This window comes from Edwardsiella piscicida (genome assembly GCF_001896205.1).
GTDB classification, from domain to species: Bacteria; Pseudomonadota; Gammaproteobacteria; order Enterobacterales; family Enterobacteriaceae; genus Edwardsiella; species Edwardsiella piscicida.
In genome coordinates, this window is sequence record NZ_MPNU01000001.1 from 2,857,475 (window position 1) to 2,872,921 (window position 15,447).

Sequence of the window (15,447 nt, forward strand, 5' to 3'; positions counted from 1 at the left end):
AAAGTAATAATGATTACACTAAATAGTGTTCCGCGCAGCGTCGGAACACCGCCTCTCGTCAGCGCGGGCCGCACGCCGCGTCAGACGAAGGCACGTCGGGTCGGCGTCGGTAGGAATAGGGGAAAAAACAATAAATTATCTCTATCTTCCCCTAGGCACCCCGCGGACATCGCGGCGGCGCACCACCGCGCCGACACTCGTTTTTTTAACGCACGGTACGTTTCTGCGTTTCGGACCGGGGAGCACCCGCCATCCGTGGCGATGTCGCCTCCCGCCGACGATTCATTCGAGGCTACACATGCAACAGTTTCTCTGCCGTTATGACCGTATTCTCACCCTGAGAGAGGAAAACACCGGGAAAACCACCGCCAGCAAAGAGCAAGGCGCCTTTGTCATCAGCGCGGAGTCGCGCCCCAAGGCGATGATGAAGGCCAACGCTCGCCTGGCGGCGATGATCGATCTGCATAGCACCTACCATTTGACCAGCGTCGACTGCTGTACCGCCTAGCGCTCCGTCCGGGCGCCGCGGAGAAGTGCTGTCCCGACAGGCCGTGCGCAGCCCGGCTTGGCGGTGAGGCTACGCCGGAAAAAAGGTCGCCGCGAGACGCTCCGCGACCTGCATCTTGCCTCTGCCATTCGGCGCCTAAAGTGTGTAGAATAATCGAACATTATTAAGGCAATAGTTCCACATAACTCACTAACTAAAACGAGGTTGATGTGTTAGAAAGCTTTGGCGTACTCAATATCTGGACGTATGTCCTGGGTGCGATATTCATCATTCTGGTCCCCGGTCCCAATACGCTGTTCGTCCTCAAGACCGGGATCACCGGCGGTATCCGTGAAGGGTATAAGGCCGCCAGCGCAGTGCTGATCGGCGATGGAGTCCTGATCTTCCTGGCCTATTTAGGGATCGCGTCGCTGATCCGCTCCTCCCCGTTTCTGTTTAACCTGATCAAAATGCTCGGGGCACTCTATCTGCTCTATCTGGGGATCAAAATCCTCTACTCTGCCCTGCGCCACACCCCGCGTCAGGCCAGCGAGGAGCACGTCGAGGTGAGCCATACCTTCCGTAAGGCGCTGACGCTCAGCCTGACCAACCCTAAGTCGATCCTGTTCTATGTCTCCTTCTTCGTGCAGTTTATCGACCTGAACTACGCCCACACCGGGCTCTCGTTTTTGATCCTGGCGACCATCCTGGAGTGCATCAGCATCTGCTACATGACGTTTCTGATCTTCTCCGGCGCCGCGCTGGCCCACTTTTTGGGACAGAAACAGCGTCTGGCCCGCCTGGGGAACTCCATGGTCGGCCTGATGTTCCTTGGCTTCGCCAGCAAACTGGCCACCGCCACCGCCTAACGACCGCCTCACCGCCGCCCGGCGAAGACCCGATCTTCGCCGGCCTCCTCCATATTCTCTCCCCATTGCCGCCATTATTACGCCTGGAAACACCTAGCTGGCATTTCTTTACAAAACAACAAGAAGCCTTAGTTTTTGTATAAGTCTCTCTATTTTTGTTCCGCTACTATGGAGACAGGCACACACAACGCCAGCGATGAGGGACACCCAATGACAACCCAGGGACAGCACCAGCTGTTGGTCGACGCATTAATTCAGTGGATAGAGCAGAATCTGGACAAGCGTATTCTGATCGACGATATCGCCGAACGGGCGGGTTATTCCAAATGGTATCTGCAGCGCCTGTTTAAAGAGGTCACCGGCTACAGCCTGGCCGCCTATGTGCGCAAACGCCGCCTGATCCGGGCGGCGGCGGAGCTGCAGCGCAGCAATAAGAAGATTATGGAGATCACGCTGCAGTACGGCTTTGATAGCCAGCAGACCTTCAGCCGGGCCTTTAAGCGCCGCTACGGCACCTCGCCCGGCAGCTATCGCCAGCAAACGGACGGCGAGCACCGCGTTGCGCTATCGCTCGCCTAATGTCCGTACGCCCCATCGCGGCGGGCGTCATCGGCCCGCCACCGCGCCTTATTTGATCTGCGCGTCCATCACCGCCAGCTGGGCCTGCCAGATACGGTATTTCACCTGAACGCCCTGCGGCACATAGACCACCAGCGGCAGCTTGCTGTTGTAGCGCTGCAGCGCGCTATCGCCTAAGTGAACCGTCACAAACGCCGGATGACGCTGATTATCCGGGCAGGCCATCAGCGTACCCATCGGTCCACTGACCTTATCCATCACCAGGTAGTCGTATCCCCACCCCTGCAGGGTCTTGCTCTCTAGCTGCCCCATCAGGCGCTGGCGGTTACAGTCGACCTGCAGCGTTTTACCGATCAACAGCTCAACCCGCAGCGCCGCTTCATCGTCGCGCGGCGGCAGATAGATAACCTGACGCGTCATGCCCTGTTCGGCCTGAGGATAGGGTGCCACCTTATCCAGCGGCTGACGGCTGAGATCCGCCGAGCCGGCCCAGGCGCTCACGGAAGAAGCGGCTAGCATCATGCCCGCCATCATCATAGAGAATGTCTTCATCATCAAATCCTTATTTATCCTGTGCGCGATGCGCCAAACGGGTAACAGCCTACCACACCGGCATGCGCGCTCCCCATAGGCGCATTCTGACAAACAGGGGCAGCGCGCGGCGTCGGCCGTGCGACAACGCGCGCGCGCCGCCGCCGTGCCCCGAAAAAAAACGGCCCCGCAGGGCCGTTCGTTTACTCATCGACGCCTTTACTGCGCAGGTACTCTTCGTAGCCGCCGCCAAAGTCCACCACCTTCTGCGGGGTGATCTCCACGATCCGAGTCGCCAGCGAACTGACAAACTCACGGTCGTGGGAGACGAAGATCAGCGTTCCCTGATACAGCTCCAGCGCAATATTCAGCGCCTCGATCGACTCCATGTCCATATGGTTGGTCGGCTCATCCATCACCAGGACGTTGGGGCGGCGCATCATCAGCTTACCGAACAGCAGACGCCCCTTCTCACCGCCGGAGAGCACCTTAACCGACTTTTTGATGTCCTCTTGGCTAAACAGCAGACGACCGAGGAACCCTCGCACGGCCTGCTCGTCATCGCCCTGTTGGCGCCACTGGCTCATCCAGTCGAACAGGGTCATATCCTGTTCAAACTCATACTCGTGATCCTGCGCGTAGTAGCCTATCTGGGCGTTTTCAGCCCACTTGACGCCGCCGGCGTCCGGTGTCAGATCGCCAACCAGGGTTTTCAGCAGGGTGGATTTACCGACGCCGTTGGTCCCCAGCACCGCCAGCTTCTCGCCGGCCTCCAGCAGCAGCTTCACCCCGCTGAACAGCGGGCCGTTATCGAAGCCTTTGCTCAGGTCCGTCAGCTCCAGCGCGTTGCGGAACAGCTTTTTCTCCTGCTCGAAGCGGATGAACGGGTTCTGACGGCTAGAGGCCTTCACATCGTCCAGCTTGATCTTATCGATCTGACGGGCGCGCGAGGTAGCCTGACGCGACTTAGAGGCGTTGGCGCTAAAGCGACTGACGAACGACTGCAGCTCTGCGATCTGCGCCTTTTTCTTGGCGTTGTCCGCCAGCAGGCGCTCGCGGGCCTGGGTGGCCGCCGTCATATAGTCATCATAGTTGCCCGGGTAAATGCGCAGCTCGCCGTAGTCCAGATCGGCCATATGGGTGCACACCATATTCAGAAAATGGCGGTCATGGGAGATGATGATCATGGTACTGTTGCGCTCGTTCAGCACCGTCTCCAGCCAGCGGATAGTATCGATATCCAGGTTGTTGGTCGGTTCGTCGAGCAGCAGGATATCCGGATCGGAAAACAGCGCCTGCGCCAGCAGCACGCGCAGCTTCCAGCCCGGCGCCACTTCGCTCATGGTGCCATAGTGCTGTTCGACCGGGATGCCGACGCCCAACAGCAGTTCACCGGCGCGGGCCTCGGCGCTGTAGCCGTCCATTTCACCGTAGGCGACCTCCAGATCGGCGACGCGGTATCCCTCCTCTTCGCTCATCTCCGCCAGCGCGTAGATACGATCGCGCTCCTCTTTCACCGCCCACAGCTCCTGGTGCCCCATGATGACCGTATCGATCACGCTGTATTTTTCAAAGGCGAACTGATCCTGACGCAGCTTACCCAGACGCTCATTCGGATCCAGCGCGACGTTCCCGGCCGTCGGCTGCAGATCGCCGCCGAGGATCTTCATCAGCGTAGACTTTCCGCAGCCGTTGGCGCCGATCAGACCGTAGCGGTTTCCACCGCCAAATTTGACAGAAATATTCTCAAACAGCGGCTTACTGCCAAACTGCATGGTGATGTTGTTACTTATCAGCACAGCGCAATCTCAATAGGTTAACGTGATTTTGTTCACATTATGCCACAAACGCAGCACAAATGTCGTCCACTGCGCGGCGCGATGGCGCACCACCCCCGCCGCGCTCGCGGGAGACCCGCGTCCCGCCGGCGTCCACGACATATTTCGTGTGCGACCAATAAGCGATCGGACAAAATAAAAAAGATTATTCTCTGCGACAGCGCCAATAGCGTCGCACTCAATTAATAATTAGCATATATTTACGGGGCAGCTCATTAATACTTTCTATTTAGAATAAAAAGAAAATAAAATTTATTACACTGACGGCAAAACATTAATCACTCCGCGCAAATAGTAACCCGCGGGCTTTATATTTAATCACCACACCAAAATAAATATACAGATATATCTGCATAGCTATTCAAAGGGATATATGATAATTAATTTGCGTTATGGCAAGATGAAAGTTTTTCTTTTATCTAAAGTATCGAATAAAAAAATAAATCGGCGTTTATCCGTATTCACTTTCCGTATTTTGCTGATGGGCCATGCCCTTTTCACGCATGACGAAAAGCGCATCGACCACCGGCGCGCGACGCGCCCCGGACGGAGCCGCCTATGCGTATAAATCTGGAGGTGCTGCTGATCCTCGATGCGCTTGATCGACACGGCAGCTTCGCGGCGGCCGCCCAGTCGCTGTATAAAACCCCCGCCGCCCTGAGCTACATGGTACAAAAGCTGGAAAGTAACCTGAATCTACAGCTGCTCGACCGCAGCGGCCACCGCGCGCGCTTTACCCGCGCCGGGCGCATCATTCTGGAAAAGGGGCGCCGCCTGCTGAACGAGGCGCAGGAGCTAGAGCGCCAGGCGACGCTGCTGGAGTCGGGCTGGGAGATGGAGATGTTCATGGCGCTGGAGGGCTATATCCTGCCGCACACCCTGCACCCGGTGATCGATGCCTTCATTCAGGCACACCGTCATACCCGCCTGCACCTGATGCCCCATGCGCCGACGCAGAGCGGAGCAGGCGGCGAGCGCGGCGCCATGGCCGATATCATCATTGGCACGGCCCCCCAGCTGCCGGAAAACGGCGGCTACACCTATCAGAGCCTGGGCTATATCGATACCCTGCTGGCGGTGGCACCCGACCATCCCCTGAACCGCTGCGCGCACCCGCTGACGCCGCAGCAGCTCGGCGAGCAGCGAACCATCGTGATGGGCGACAGGCTCACCGTCAGCCCCGCCGCCGTGGGGCAGGAGACGCCGCAGCATATCGTGGTCTATGACGCGGCATACCAAATCAGCCTCTTGCTTAGCGGCGCGGGGGCCGGCTACCTGCCGCGACACGCCGCGCGCCCCTACCTGACGCAGCGGCGCCTCTGCGCGCCGCCCCTGGCGTTTACCCCCCCGCGCGAGGTGGCCTACGTCGGCTGGCGCCACGCCAAGGCCGGACGCGCCGTGCAGTGGTGGCGAGAACGCCTGCTGAATGGCGACCTTCATCCCACGTTGTTTGGCGATTAATGGCGTCCGTTTTATCCTACCGCAGAACGGTCAATGCGACTCGTTCTGCGCTGGGATCGCCACGTTATCCTTACACGCCACATTTAATTAATTAGCTAAACCATTAAAGTTTTTACACTATCAACCGACAGTAATAGCACACCTTTTTCCGGCCTCGGTACCTCTGCGCGCCGGACATTGACTCCATTACTGCTCACGACAGGTTAGATATGTTTGAACGATTGAAAATTTCACGGGGACTGATGGCCGTTCTGGCCCTGTTCTGCGGCCTGCAGATCTTTTCCGGCATCTGGAGTCTGCGCGATGCCTCCAGCACCGACACCCGCCTCGATCAAATCTCCAGCGGCTTCAACCAAATTATGGCGATGGACCGCGCCTATGCCTCCATTACCCAGATCCGCGAAGAGATCATGAAGGATGCCCTGGCGCTGAGCGCCCACAGCGATGAGGGCAACGCCCGCGTCTCCCTCGGCAACCTGCTGCAGAAGCTCGGCAACGTCGATAAAGAGATGGAGAACTTCTACAGCCTCTCCCTCAGCAGCGGCCACGATAACGGCCGCGCCGAAAAAGTACGCGGTCTGTATGGCAAAGCGCGCGCCGATCTGGTCTCGATGATCGAATGCCTGCAGAGCAACGATATCGCCGGCTTTCAGAGCGTGCTGAAAAACCACTCCAGCAGCGGCTTTATGTCCTCTCTGGATGAGGCCTCCGACTACGTCGCCAACCAGATCATCAGCCCGGCCTCCCAGGCAGCGGCGGCCAACTACCGCCAGATGATCCCGCTGACCATCGGCTTTATGATCCTGTTCCTGGCGATGACCGCCCTGGTGCTGTACTGGGTGCGTAACCACATCATCGCCCGTATCCAGCAGGTGATCGCCTATCAGGCCGAGATTGCCCACGGCAACCTGGCCATCGATATTCAGGCGCGCGGCGATAACGAAGTCAGCCAGCTGATGCAGGGGCTGCGCCATATGCGCGACGAGCTGGCCCACATGGTCGGCGCGGTACGCGCCGGCACCCAGAATATCTTTACCGGCGTGCAGGAGATTGCCGCCGGCAACAACGACCTCTCCAGCCGTACCGAGGAGCAGGCCAGCTCGCTGGAGGAGACCGCCTCCAGCATGGAGCAGATCTCCAGCACGGTGAAAAACAACGCCGACAGCGCCCGCGAGGCCACCGACCTGGTGCAGAAGGCCTCAACCATCGCCGTCAACGGTGGAAAGATCACCCGTCAGATGGTCAGCACCATGACCGAAATTGCCGAAAGTTCACGTAAAATTGGCGATATTACCGGCGTAATCGACGGCATCGCCTTCCAGACCAACATCCTGGCACTGAACGCCGCGGTCGAAGCCGCCCGCGCCGGTGAGCAGGGACGCGGCTTCGCCGTCGTCGCCGGCGAAGTGCGCAACCTGGCGCAGCGCAGCGCGCAGGCCGCCAAAGAGATCAAGGGGCTGATCGACACCTCGGTAACCCGAGTCGATCAGGGCAATCAGCTGGTGGAAAACGTCAGCCATGCGATGGAAGAGATCGTCACCTCCGTGAACCACATCTCCGACACCATGCAGGAGATCTCCTCTGCCTCCGAAGAGCAGAGCCGCGGCATTGCCCAGATAGCACTGGCGATCAATGAGATGGATAAGGTAACCCAGCAGAACGCCGCCCTGGTGGAGCAGTCCGCCGCCGCCGCCGGCGCGCTGGAGGATCAGGCCGACCGCCTGAACCAGACCGTTTCCCAGTTCCGCACCAACGACCAGGAAGAGAAGGCGCCGGTCAGTGCCAAGCCCGTCGCCGCACCGGCGACGCCGGCGCCGTCCGCCAAGGCGGCCGCGGCCTCCCGCAGCGACGACGACGCCAACTGGGATCAGTTCTAATCCTTGAGACGATCGGCAGGGAGCGGCGCCTGGGCGCCGCTCCTCTCACTCCTCTCCCCGCCTTGCCCAGCGGCAAAACCGGCGTCCGCTCGCACAATTAACGCCGCACCGGCAATCGCCGAGTGATCGCAGCGCCGCTTTGCCCTACCATAGACGCCATCCTTTTTCTCGACGAGATAAGCGTATGGCTATCATTCCCAAAAACTATGCCCGATTGGAAAGCGGCTACCGCGAACAGGCCCTGAAGCTGTTTCCCTGGGTCTGCGGACGCTGCGCCCGCGAATTTGTCTACTCCAACCTGCGTGAGCTAACGGTGCACCACCTCGATCACGACCACACCAACAACCCCGCCGACGGCAGCAACTGGGAGCTCCTGTGCCTCTATTGCCACGATCATGAGCACGAAAAATACACGGAGGCCGACGCATTTGGCACCCGCGTAGTCGCCGGTGAAGATGCGCAGCAAGAGGTGGGCGTAGCGACCTACAACCCGTTTGCCGACCTGAAAAGCCGCCTAAACGGGAAAAAATAGTCCCAGCCGGGGTGACGCCGCCGCGTAACCCCGGTGAGCGCGGGTGCGGATTACCAGGTATATTTTAGACCGATACGATAGCGTCCCTGGCGCCGATCGCTGTCGCGGCTCTCCTTGATATCGCCGATTTCGATAAAGGGGCGCCAGTTGGCATCAATGGCGTATACCACCCTAAAGTTATTCGCATAGTCCCACTTTTTACCGTTATACAGCGGCTGGCCGTTGGCGGACATCTCACGCATCAGATCCAGCTGATACTGAAAGTTCCACTGCCCCCACTTATAGCCAATAAACGTATCAAACTCCTGGATCTTTGAATGGTAAGGCTGTTGGTCTACCCCCTTCATCGAGTAGTCCCATAGCTTCCACTTATAGCGCCCATTGATATAGAAACCATTATCAAAGGTGTAGTTCAGGCGCACAAACGGAATGAATACCAGCCCCTCAGAGGTAAAGTCAAAGGAGTTACCTGCCAGCAGCAGGGTATTTTTATTCAGATCGGTATAATAAAAAACATTTAGCTCAGAGCCATTCAGGTACATCTGATCATAGGCTTTATCATCGTGGTTACCATAGCGGGCATCAAACTCGAAGCCGATATGATTGCCGGTATCTAAAAATACCTTAAACCTATCGCTATGTTTTTTTACGCCCTCACGATACTCATGACGGTATTCAACGCTGGTTTTATAATTATTGGCCCATGACGGAGAGGCAGAAAACAAGCATGGGAGTGCGGCCAAGTAAATTAACTTGTTCATCGTATCCTTAACTCTTTTCAATATTAATTATTGACTGATGGGTAACCCGCGCGTTGCCGTTATGATGCCCGAGCCATAGCGCATTGACGCCGCGCAGCGCCGACGCCAGAGCGATCGAAGCCGCCGTTGGCGTAGGGATATACTACGCGCGCTAAAGTTTCATTTTATTACGCACGATCACAAAATCACACCAAATAGAAAGCAAGCGAAAGAAATAGAAAGAAAGGATAGTGCCATAATAAAAAAAACGGTATCCCCCGTAGGCGATACCGTCGCAGTAAAATAACCCCAAAACTTTCGGCAATCGATCAATATCCCGTTAACGGCCAGCGCCGAAAATAGATATGGCTGGCCTGAGCATCTACCTTGGCAACATTATCCGCCAATAAATGGCGAGCGACGGTAAAGGCAAACTCAAAACTGACGCCCAGTCCCTTGGCCGAGATAAAGCGGCCATCGACCACCACATCCCTGTCCACATACTCGCCGTCGGCAAAACGCTCGGCCAGCTTGTCTCCGGTGCTGTAGCGCCGTCCCTCGAGCAGGCCATGGGCGGCTAACACCTTGGCGCCAGAGGAGCACAGCGCGCAGATATATTTATCTGCCGCAATGTGGCGGCGTAAAAATGCGACCACGCTGGCGCTGGCGTTCAGGCGGTCGGTGCCCTGAGGCCCGCCCGGCATCATCACCGCGTCGTACAGCGTCTCCAGGCGATCGGCTAGCAGCGCATCGGCCCGGATAGGGGTCTCAAAATAGCTGTTCAGCGCCAGGCTCTCCTCGCAGGAGAGGATCTCCACCTGAATATCCAGGCGACGCATGATGTCGATAAACACCACCGCCTCACCCTCTTCAAACCCGTGCGCCAACAGGACGGCAACCCGTTTCGTCATGCTCAGTGCTCTCCTTACAGCTGTCCGGCGCTGCCGCAGATGCGGATCTTCTGTTCCACCACCTGCTGCATCGCCGCCTTACCCGGTTCCATATAGTGACGCATATCGTTCGCCGCGGGATGGCTGGCGAAATAGGCTTTCACCGCGTCAGAAAAGGCGATCTTCAGCTCCGTCGCCACGTTGACCTTACAGATCCCCAGCGAGACGCAGCGCTCGACATCCTGATCCGGGATGCCGGAGGCGCCATGCAGCACCAGCGGAACCTCGGTCTGACGGCGGATCAGGGCCAGGCGGTCAAAGTCCAGGCGCGGCGCCTCTTTATACATGCCGTGCGCGGTGCCGATAGCGATGGCCAGGGAGTCGATGCCGGTCGCCTGGGCGAACTCGGCCGCCATCGCCGGATCGGTATAGCTGCCGTGCGCCGCGTCGACCACCAGATCATCCTCCTGACCGACCAGTCGGCCCAGCTCGGCCTCAACGGTGCAGTCCAGACGGTGGCAATACTCCACGACCCGACGGGTCAGGGCCACGTTCTCCGCAAAGGCGTGGTGCGAAGCGTCGATCATCGCCGACCGGACGCCGCTCGCCACCTTGGTGCAGATATCCTCATAGGACTCATGGTGGTCCAGATGCAGCGCCAGCGGAATACGGTATTCACGCGCCGCCTCGCGGCAAATATCCACCAGATAGGCGACGCCGGCGTAGCTAAAGGTACCGGGCGTACCGGCCAGGATCACCGGAGACCCCATCTGGGCCGCCGTCTTGGCAATGACCTGAATGGTCTCCAGGTTGTGAATGTTAAACGCCGGTACCGCGTACCCCTTGGCCTGCGCCTGCAGCAGCATATCCCGGGAAGAAACCAAAAACATCGTCACACCTCCGCATCTTCATCTGCTTTCATTTAATCATTAAAACAAAATAAAGAAAACATTCAAAAGACAATAAAAGTGTGACATTGACCGGCGAAACTAAAAGTAAAGATCCATCTTCGAACTGTAGCAGGTCACCCCCTTGCGCAGCAGGTTGTTTTTTGGCCGCTCGGCGCGCCCCGTTAGGCTCTCCTGCAGCCACTGCCACGGGCGCTGGCGCAGCAGGCGACGGCTCAGGGGACTCTGCGCCTTGGTATAGTCGTGCAGGAACAGCGCCACGCTCTCGCCGGTCTCCTGACAGCCCAGAAGCTGCACGCCGATCGCGTCGATGCGGTGCGAAAAGTCGCCCTGCTCTACCGGCAGCGGCAGCGACGTCGCCTGCCATAGCCCGCTCTGCGGCGCGCTGTACAGCGCGATATTCAGCGCGCGCAGCGACCAAAAGCTGCTGGCCGGCCCGCTGTAGTTGTCCACCAGGCGCGCATCATCGGCAAACAGCCCCTGGGTCGGCGCGCCGGCCCGCATCGCCCCGTTGGCGATGAAATAGCGCAGCGTCACCTCCAGCGCCCGCCGCGCACAGCCCAGGCTCTGCGCCGTCGCAGCCTGACTGGCCTCCGCCAGCAGCGGCGCGGCGGCGGCCAGGCGATAGCAGGCGCTGCGGCCGAAGAAGGCGATCCCCTGGGGGGTAATCAGGTGACGGTAGCCGTCGTTAAACTGGCGCAGGGCGTCGTGAATAAAGGCCCGGTCAAACTGCGGATCGATCTGATCCAGCCAGTACAGGGAGTAGTGGAATCCCCAGGCATTGTAGTAGTCATAGTTACCGCGCGCGCCGTCGCGGAACCACCCCTCGCCGACATAAAACGCCTTGATTCGCTGATACTTTTGCGGGTCTATCTCGCCTTCGCCGCTCAGATCACACAGCACCGCCTCGACCGTCAGGCCGAACAGGTGCCAGTTGTTGTCCACCGTTTGACGCGCCGGCACCTGGCGAAACCAGGTCAGGATCTGCGCGCGCGCGCGCGCGTCGAAGCGCGACCAGACCCACGTCTTGCTCAGCCACAGCGCCAGCGCCAGATCGGCGCTCTCGCAGATGCGCTGATCGTAGTCGTGCAGCGTACCCCAATAGCCGGGATGCGCCGGATCGGTGCCGGCCAGAAACGCCCGGCTCAGCATCTCGGCGATGTCCCAGCGCTGTCCGTTCAGCCCCGTCAGGACGCTGTTCCGCCCCTGCGCCGCCGCACTATGCAGCCAGGTCGCCAGCGTCGGCAGCACCCGGCTGCACCCCTCCATGGCGTCGGTGCGGGCATTCTGCTGACTGGGTCGGCCGGGGTAGTAGGCATGGGTATAATCCCACACCGCGTAGTGGTCAAACGCCTCCGCCACGTAGCGCACCAGCGTGTCGCACTGGCGCTCCAGCGGCTGGCTCTCGTCGGCAAAGCAGGCCCGCAGGGCGGCGTCGTTGCGGGTATAGGCGCGCTTACGCCAGCGCAGGCGGATCAGACGCTCGCGCAGCAGACGCAGGTACATCTGCCCATCGGGGTGCTCATAGGGAATGATCGGACGCGGTGCGCCCTCGATTTTCTTCTGCGCCATACGGACGCCCTCGCTCAGAAAAAAGTCAAAAAAAGGGCAGCGCATACGGCGCTGCCCCGCTCAGGCCCCTCAGCTGCGGGCCGACTGCTCCAGCATATGGTAGCGGTCCTGTCCCCAGGCGACCGGCTTGGGCTTGGTCTTGATCCAGTCGTGGTAGGCCGCCTTCATCTCGGCCACCCGCTGCGGATACTTGGTCGCCAGATCCTGAGACTCCGCCGGGTCGAGGCGATCGTTGAACAGCTGTACCCGATTGCTGCCGTCGTCATAGAAGTAGAGCGTCCACTCCCCGTCGCGTACCGCCCAGGATGAAGGCGAGAGCTTCTCCAGGTTCGGGTTCTTCGGCGGCATCGGCGCTTCATAGGTGATCCACTTCCAGTAGTCGAACCAGAACGGCTGGTTCTCCTCGCTGTAGTGCTTGGCGCCCGGCCCCGCCCAGAACAGGTAGCGGTGCGGTGACGTCTGCGCCTTACCGCTCAGCTGCGGCATGATGTCACGTCCGTCCACCTTCATCGCGTCGGGGATAGTGATCCCGGCGGCCTTCAGCGCCGTAGGCAGAATATCGATGGCGCTGACCATCACGTTGCTCTGGGTACCGGCCGGGATATGCTTCGGCCAGTAGGCGACGAACGGCACGTGCACGCCGCCGTTGAACATCTGCCCCTTGAAGCCGCGATCCATTCCGTTGAGCGGCATCGGCGATTCGTGCACCGCCCCGTTATCAGAAATGAAGAAGATCAGGGTGTTATCCAGCTCCCCCAGCGCCTTCAGGCGTTCGATAATCTGTCCAATGCCCTCGTCGGCGGCGTTGACGGCGGCAAAATACTTGTCCGCCTCGGCGTTGCCGGTATGGAATTTATCCATATAGCGGGCCGGAGAGGCCTGCTCCAGCGGAATATGGGGAACGCTGTAGGCCAGACTGATGAAGAAGGGCTTGCCCTGATGATCGTCGAGAAACTTCAGCGTCTCGTTAGTCAGGTTATGGGTCAGGTAGCCCGGCGCGGCAATATTCTTGCCATTCTGCCAAATTGCCGGCGAATTCCACAGCGCCGCGCCGGAGGCGTAGTAGCTGTAGGAGTAATCGAAGCCGCGCGACTCCGGGCCATAGCCCGGTGCGCTGACGGAGATCATGTTGTCGTGATAGTCGCGGGTCTGATCGGCCTTATCGACAAAGTTCTTCTTGTCGATGCGGGCGTTGTGCCACTTGCCGATATTGGCGGTCGCATAGCCGTTTTCCTGGAACAGCGCCGGCAGCAGCGTGATGTCCAGCGGAACGCCGAGCATAGCATCGTCGTTGCTGTAGGTGCCAAAGCTGGCCGGATAGCGCCCGGTGAAGATGCCGGCGCGGGACGGGCCGCACACTGGATGGGCGACAAAGGCGTTGGTCATTTTCACGCCCTGGTTCGCCAGCTGGGCCACGTTGGGCATCGCCCGACGCGCCGCATCGATCATCTTGTCCAGATCGCCCTGGTAACGCGCGGCCACCGGGCGTTTGCCCAGCGCCTGGGGATCCAGCGCATCCAGCGCAAAGTCCAGCTGACCGGTGCCCAGATCGTCCATAATCACCAGCAGGACATTGGGGCGGCTGTCGGTCGCCGCCGCCGGCGCCGCCGACGCCGACGATGCACCGCACAGACAGGCAGCGGCCACCAGCCCTGCCAACTGCTTCTTTTTGCTACTGAAAAACGTCATTGCCAACTCCGTTGTTATGCATGTTTAACCAGGATGTGTACCGTAATGGTGCGTGTCGTCGACGCTCACGACCCGTTACGGAACACGTCCTAAAGACATCACATCCGCCGCCACCCCCCCGCGCCGGATCACCGCCTGCATCATCTGCATTGCCGGGGCGGTGTGGGTAAAAAAGTGCAGATAGGACGGGCACAGGTAGTTGTGCCGATGACGCTCGTCGGAGAGCCCCATAATTCGGTGTTTGGGACAGCCCCCCTGGCACAGCTGGCGCACCGGACACTGCTGACAGCGCGCCGTGAGCCGATCCTGCTTCGCCTGGCCAAAGCGCTGCTGACGCGCCGACGTCGCCAGCGTCGCCAGCGAGGTATCGGCAACGTTGCCCAGGCGGTTGGCCGGGTAGACAAAGTGGTCGCAGCTGTAGACGTCGCCGCTGGCTTCAATGATCATCGCCTGGCCGCAGGTGGCCGACTGAACGCAGGTCGAGGCCGGATAGCCCATCCATACCCCGAGCAGGCTGTCGAACTCACGCACGTAGTAGCGTCCGACGTCATGCGCCACCCAGGCATCAAAGACATCGGCCATAAACGCGCCGTAGCCGTGGGCCGGGACGCTAAAGGGCGCCATCTGCGGCGAGGCAGGCGGTGAATAGTGGTGGCCATGGCCACAGCCGCAGGCGGCGTCCACCTCCACCAGCGGAATGAACTGCATAAAGGTCGAGCCCAGCGCCTTGAGCGCCTCATAGGTCTGACGCCCCTTGTCCCAGTTCTGATCGTTCACCACCGTCAGGGTATTGAACTCGACCTGATGGCTACGCAGCGTGTCGATGGCGCGGCAGACGCGATCAAACGTGGGCTGCCCCTGCGCGGCGATACGGTAGCGGTTGTGCACCGCGGCCAGCCCATCCACCGAGACGCCGATCAGAAACCCGTTCTCGGCAAAGAAGTCGGCCCACTGGCTATTGATGGCGATCCCATTGGTCTGAAAGCTATTGGTGATGGTCTTGCCGCCGGCATATTTCTTCTGGTACTCCACGGCCCGCTGATAAAACGGCAGACCGGCCAGCATCGGCTCGCCGCCCTGCCAGGCAAAGTCCACCTGCTCCCCCGCGTGGGACTGGATATAGTCACGCACGTAGCGCCGCAGCGTCGCGTCGCTCATGGTTTCCGCCGAGCGCGCGCCGGCCTGCTGCGGCACTACCTCCTCCTTTTCCAGATAGAAGCAGTAGCTGCAGCGCAGATTGCAGCGATAGCTCGCTGGCTTGGCCATCATATGAAAGTTGGCTTGCTGTGACGGAGAACGCGACATGGGAGAGACTCTTATTTAAAACGATGTTTCTTATTTTACGAAATACAAGGAAAATAAGTGATGCGTAAAATCACAATACCGAAAAAAAACGAAAGATATTGAGCGGTACAGCGTAACCAAACAGGCACGTTTGCGCCGAGTCATGCGCGAATGAAAATCAATGAAAGAA

At 59.4% G+C, this 15,447-nt stretch carries 14 protein-coding genes; 6 read left to right on the forward strand and 8 right to left on the reverse strand.

Annotated elements, in window-relative coordinates:
* Positions 1 to 298 precede the first annotated feature (298 nt).
* The 3 genes from BRD58_RS13140 (at position 299) to BRD58_RS13150 (ending at position 1,935) form a co-directional block, all read left to right on the forward strand.
* Positions 299 to 508, forward strand: coding sequence for a hypothetical protein (locus BRD58_RS13140; protein WP_015462049.1), 210 nt, complete (start codon positions 299 to 301; stop codon positions 506 to 508).
* Between the two features lie 209 nt (positions 509 to 717).
* On the forward strand, positions 718 to 1,356 hold the full coding sequence (gene leuE, locus BRD58_RS13145; protein WP_012849342.1) for a leucine efflux protein LeuE: 639 nt from the start codon (positions 718 to 720) through the stop codon (positions 1,354 to 1,356).
* Positions 1,357 to 1,566: 210 nt separating this feature from the next.
* Positions 1,567 to 1,935: a helix-turn-helix domain-containing protein gene (locus tag BRD58_RS13150; RefSeq protein ID WP_015462050.1), complete on the forward strand. Its 369-nt coding sequence runs from the start codon at positions 1,567 to 1,569 to the stop codon at positions 1,933 to 1,935.
* Between the two features lie 48 nt (positions 1,936 to 1,983).
* Here the strand turns inward: BRD58_RS13150 and eco are convergent, their stop codons facing one another.
* Together eco and BRD58_RS13160 are read right to left on the reverse strand one after the other, a co-directional pair.
* Complete coding sequence (gene eco / locus BRD58_RS13155; RefSeq protein ID WP_069579070.1) at positions 1,984 to 2,487, reverse strand: serine protease inhibitor ecotin; 504 nt, start codon at positions 2,485 to 2,487, stop codon at positions 1,984 to 1,986.
* A 182-nt stretch (positions 2,488 to 2,669) separates the two neighbouring features.
* Entirely contained in the window at positions 2,670 to 4,265 is a 1,596-nt protein-coding gene (locus BRD58_RS13160; protein ID WP_012849345.1) for an ABC-F family ATPase, read from the reverse strand.
* Positions 4,266 to 4,862: 597 nt separating this feature from the next.
* Here BRD58_RS13160 and BRD58_RS13165 point away from each other — a divergent pair.
* The 3 genes from BRD58_RS13165 (at position 4,863) to yajD (ending at position 8,174) form a co-directional block, all read left to right on the forward strand.
* Positions 4,863 to 5,765: a LysR family transcriptional regulator gene (locus tag BRD58_RS13165; RefSeq protein ID WP_069579072.1), complete on the forward strand. Its 903-nt coding sequence runs from the start codon at positions 4,863 to 4,865 to the stop codon at positions 5,763 to 5,765.
* A gap of 209 nt (positions 5,766 to 5,974) precedes the next feature.
* The gene (locus BRD58_RS13170; RefSeq protein WP_041692790.1) at positions 5,975 to 7,642 is read left to right on the forward strand and encodes a methyl-accepting chemotaxis protein; all 1,668 of its coding nucleotides are present in this window, start codon (positions 5,975 to 5,977) and stop codon (positions 7,640 to 7,642) included.
* A gap of 184 nt (positions 7,643 to 7,826) precedes the next feature.
* Complete coding sequence (gene yajD, locus BRD58_RS13175; RefSeq protein WP_012849349.1) at positions 7,827 to 8,174, forward strand: HNH nuclease YajD; 348 nt, start codon at positions 7,827 to 7,829, stop codon at positions 8,172 to 8,174.
* 50 nt (positions 8,175 to 8,224) lie between these two features.
* On the opposite strand, the gene BRD58_RS13180 is transcribed toward yajD, so the two are convergent.
* The 6 genes from BRD58_RS13180 to BRD58_RS13205 all read right to left on the reverse strand — a co-directional run bounded on the left by BRD58_RS13180 (position 8,225) and on the right by BRD58_RS13205 (position 15,278).
* On the reverse strand, positions 8,225 to 8,935 hold the full coding sequence (locus BRD58_RS13180) for an oligogalacturonate-specific porin KdgM family protein (protein ID WP_012849350.1): 711 nt from the start codon (positions 8,933 to 8,935) through the stop codon (positions 8,225 to 8,227).
* Between the two features lie 308 nt (positions 8,936 to 9,243).
* Positions 9,244 to 9,825, reverse strand: coding sequence for a DJ-1/PfpI family protein (locus tag BRD58_RS13185; protein WP_073383363.1), 582 nt, complete (start codon positions 9,823 to 9,825; stop codon positions 9,244 to 9,246).
* A 14-nt stretch (positions 9,826 to 9,839) separates the two neighbouring features.
* A complete protein-coding gene (locus tag BRD58_RS13190) occupies positions 9,840 to 10,694 on the reverse strand; it encodes a tagatose bisphosphate family class II aldolase (RefSeq protein WP_012849353.1) in 855 nt (284 codons plus the stop codon).
* Between the two features lie 99 nt (positions 10,695 to 10,793).
* The gene (locus BRD58_RS13195) at positions 10,794 to 12,284 is read right to left on the reverse strand and encodes a DUF2264 domain-containing protein (protein WP_073383937.1); all 1,491 of its coding nucleotides are present in this window, start codon (positions 12,282 to 12,284) and stop codon (positions 10,794 to 10,796) included.
* Positions 12,285 to 12,353: 69 nt separating this feature from the next.
* On the reverse strand, positions 12,354 to 13,973 hold the full coding sequence (locus BRD58_RS13200) for a sulfatase family protein (protein ID WP_069579075.1): 1,620 nt from the start codon (positions 13,971 to 13,973) through the stop codon (positions 12,354 to 12,356).
* 75 nt (positions 13,974 to 14,048) lie between these two features.
* Positions 14,049 to 15,278 (reverse strand): anaerobic sulfatase maturase, encoded by a 1,230-nt coding sequence (locus BRD58_RS13205; RefSeq protein WP_073383367.1) that lies wholly within the window; start codon positions 15,276 to 15,278, stop codon positions 14,049 to 14,051.
* Positions 15,279 to 15,447 lie beyond the last annotated feature (169 nt).

What these genes read in the sequence shown, in the direction of transcription:
- BRD58_RS13140 (WP_015462049.1), top strand. Translation starts at nt 299, where the DNA reads ATGCAACAGTTTCTCTGCCGTTATGACCGTATTCTCACCCTGAGAGAG.
- BRD58_RS13150 (WP_015462050.1), top strand. Translation starts at nt 1,567, where the DNA reads ATGACAACCCAGGGACAGCACCAGCTGTTGGTCGACGCATTAATTCAG.
- eco (WP_069579070.1), bottom strand. Translation starts at nt 2,487, where the DNA reads ATGAAGACATTCTCTATGATGATGGCGGGCATGATGCTAGCCGCTTCT.
- BRD58_RS13165 (WP_069579072.1), top strand. Translation starts at nt 4,863, where the DNA reads ATGCGTATAAATCTGGAGGTGCTGCTGATCCTCGATGCGCTTGATCGA.
- BRD58_RS13170 (WP_041692790.1), top strand. Translation starts at nt 5,975, where the DNA reads ATGTTTGAACGATTGAAAATTTCACGGGGACTGATGGCCGTTCTGGCC.
- yajD (WP_012849349.1), top strand. Translation starts at nt 7,827, where the DNA reads ATGGCTATCATTCCCAAAAACTATGCCCGATTGGAAAGCGGCTACCGC.
- BRD58_RS13180 (WP_012849350.1), bottom strand. Translation starts at nt 8,935, where the DNA reads ATGAACAAGTTAATTTACTTGGCCGCACTCCCATGCTTGTTTTCTGCC.
- BRD58_RS13185 (WP_073383363.1), bottom strand. Translation starts at nt 9,825, where the DNA reads ATGACGAAACGGGTTGCCGTCCTGTTGGCGCACGGGTTTGAAGAGGGT.
- BRD58_RS13190 (WP_012849353.1), bottom strand. Translation starts at nt 10,694, where the DNA reads ATGTTTTTGGTTTCTTCCCGGGATATGCTGCTGCAGGCGCAGGCCAAG.
- BRD58_RS13195 (WP_073383937.1), bottom strand. Translation starts at nt 12,284, where the DNA reads ATGGCGCAGAAGAAAATCGAGGGCGCACCGCGTCCGATCATTCCCTAT.
- BRD58_RS13200 (WP_069579075.1), bottom strand. Translation starts at nt 13,973, where the DNA reads ATGACGTTTTTCAGTAGCAAAAAGAAGCAGTTGGCAGGGCTGGTGGCC.
- BRD58_RS13205 (WP_073383367.1), bottom strand. Translation starts at nt 15,278, where the DNA reads ATGTCGCGTTCTCCGTCACAGCAAGCCAACTTTCATATGATGGCCAAG.